This is a genomic window from Planctomycetota bacterium (assembly GCA_026387035.1).
GTDB lineage: Bacteria > Planctomycetota > Phycisphaerae > FEN-1346 > FEN-1346 > JAPLMM01.
On record JAPLMM010000147.1, the window covers coordinates 1 to 2607 of the forward strand.

Consider the following 2607-nt stretch of genomic DNA (forward strand, 5'->3'; position numbering starts at 1 on the left):
CCCAGACGCCGCGCGAGGCGCACCCCCCCGGCAAAAACCTCTTTCTGGACCGCGCGCGGCGAATGCTCGTAATGGTAATCCAGGCCGAACTCGCCGAGCGCTACCACCTTTTCGCGCCCCGCCAGGTCCTCCAGGACGGGCCAGTCCACGGCCTTGACCTTGGCGGCCTCGTGCGGATGGAAACCGACGGCCGCGTAAAGCATCGGCTCGCGCTCCGCGAGTTCGACGACCCGCGGGTTCTCGGCCGGCTCGGTGCCGACGTTGATGATCTTCACGACGCCGGCCGCGCGGGCGCGCTCGAGGACGCCCACGAGGTCGCCCTCGAGGCGGTCGAAGTGGACGTGGGCATGCGTGTCAATCGCGGGTTCAACCATCGGGGCAACCTTTCCCTAACCGCAAAGTACGCAAAGAGCGCAAAGGACAGATAAATTGGGGCACAGCAAAACGCAATAAGATCAATGTATACCTTCCGCCGCTTGCAGTTACCCTGTTCCGGCCGTCCTTTGCGTGCTCGGCGTCCTTTGCGGTTAAGAACACGCTTGTCATCGTCCGGTGGCGTCGAAGGCGCCCGGATAGTGCCGAATCTCGGGCCGGCGGCGGTCCTCGCCGCGGAACTCGACGGCCAAGACGTCGAATCGCACGGCCCGCTCAAGGGCTCGGCGCTCGGCCAGGAACATCTTGGCGGCCGAGATCACTCGCCGCCGCTTCGCCCGGCCGACCGTCTCCTCGGGCCGGATGGCCGGGGTCTCGCCCTCGGCGACGGTCAGGCTGCGGACCTCGACGAAGCAGACCGTCCTGCTCCGTTTTTCCAGCGTCACCAAGTCCACCTCGCCCTGGCGATAGGCGACGTTCCGCGCGAGGATCCGGTGGCCGTGCTTCCGGAGGAATCGCTCGGCGGCGCGTTCGCCCGCCTGACCGGTTTCCTGGGCCGGCGTCCGCGCCTTCGCCTGTTTCGGCTGCCACGGCCAGCGCATAATCTCCCCTTGAGCGGAAACGATTCTAGCCGCCCGTGGGGCCGGGTGCAACGATGGAGGGACGGCTGGGGAGCCGGTCGCTGGGCGAAAATGGGGTTGCATCGCCGCCGGGGCGGGGGTATATTGGCATCCGCGAAGGTTGCCCGGTGGGTCCGTTACGGATGGTTCCGGTTTCGCCAGGGCAAAGCCCGGCTTCGCCGAGGCGACGCCCGGCGACCCTTCGACCATGCTCAGGGTCGCCCTGAGTAAGTCGAAGGGTGACCCTTCAGCCGATGGCCGGTGAGCGGGCGTAGCTCAGTGGTAGAGCGTCACGTTGCCAACGTGAATGTCGTGGGTTCAAGTCCCATCGCCCGCTCCAATTCTTTGTGACGGAAACGGCTCGAGCGGCGACCAGGGCGAACGGGCGAGCGCGAGCTGATTTTTTCTCTTGGCGCAAGGGGAGCGGCGGCCCCGCGGGGCACGCCCAGTGAGAGGATAACCATGGCCGAACCTGACACCACCGAACCCGAGCGGGACGAAGCCGCCCCGGCGACGGACGCTGCCAAGCCCGAGGAGACGGCGACGGCCGAGGAATCGCCGGCGATGCAGGTCACCGTCGAGAACGTGGGCGTCTGTAAGAAGAAACTCTCGATCATGATTCCGCGCGAGGCGATCGACCGGAAGTTCGAGGAGCGGTTCACGGAACTGGAGCGCGAGGCCCAGGTGCCGGGCTTCCGTCCCGGTCACGCGCCGCGGCGTCTCATTGAGAAGCGTTTTCGCCGGGCCGTCTCCGAGGAAGTCCGCGTCGGCCTCGTCTCCGAAACGCTCTCGAAGGCGCTCGAACAGGAGAAACTCGACGTCATCGGCGAGCCGGACATCGACCCCGAGTCGGTCGAACTGCCGGACGACGGGCCGATGACCTTCTCACTGGAACTGGAGGTCCGGCCGGAGTTCGTACTCCCGGACTACGCGGGCATCCTGGTCGACGTTGAGCGGCACGAGGTCGCCGACAAGGACGCGGAGGAGGCCCTCGAGCGCCTGCGCGAGATGCACGGCAGCCTGAAGGCCGTGCGCAAGGGCTCGAAGGCGAAGAAGGGCGACATCGTCACGGGCGTCCTCTCGCTCAAGGTCGGCGACGGGACGGTCGTGGACGGCGAGGAAGCGCGGTTGCCGGTGGCGGCCGTCTCGGTCCAGGGCATCCCCGTGCCGACGCTGCCGGACGTCCTCGAAGGGGCGAAGGCCGGCGAGACGAAGACGGGCACGTTCACCGTCGGCGACGAGGCAACGAAGGAAGACCTCCGCGGCAAAGAGGCCGAGATCACGATCCAGGTCAAAGAAATCGGCCGGCCCACGCCGGCCGATGATAAGACGCTCCTGGAGCAGACGGCCTACGAGACGATCGAGACCCTGCAGGAAGGCCTGAAGCGGCAACTGGAGAACCAGAACGAGTCGGCCTACCGCGAGGCGCAGGAAGAGGCCGTCCGGGAGTGGCTCCTCGAGCACGCGCCGTTCGAGTTGCCGGAGGGCCTCGCCCAGCGGCACGCGGAGCGCCTGTTCGTCCGCCACATTGTCAACCTGCGGTACCGGGGCGTCCCGGCCGAGGAGATCGAGAAGCAGCGCGAGGAGTTGCGGTCGAGCGCGTCGGCGAACGCGG

The 2607-nt window shown here is 67.3% G+C and carries 3 protein-coding genes and 1 tRNA gene; 2 read left to right on the forward strand and 2 right to left on the reverse strand.

The window, feature by feature from the left end:
- A partial coding sequence (locus NTX40_04960) for a TatD family hydrolase (protein ID MCX5648433.1) occupies positions 1-374 on the reverse strand: 374 nt, incomplete at its 3' end.
- Between the two features lie 168 nt (positions 375-542).
- Positions 543-974, reverse strand: coding sequence for a YraN family protein (locus tag NTX40_04965; GenBank protein MCX5648434.1), 432 nt, complete (start codon positions 972-974; stop codon positions 543-545).
- Between the two features lie 283 nt (positions 975-1257).
- Between NTX40_04965 and NTX40_04970 the strand changes: the two genes are divergently transcribed.
- Positions 1258-1332 (forward strand) — tRNA-Gly (locus NTX40_04970).
- 122 nt (positions 1333-1454) lie between these two features.
- Positions 1455-2607, forward strand: a 1153-nt coding sequence (gene tig / locus NTX40_04975) for a trigger factor (GenBank protein MCX5648435.1), incomplete at its 3' end; no start/stop codon positions are given.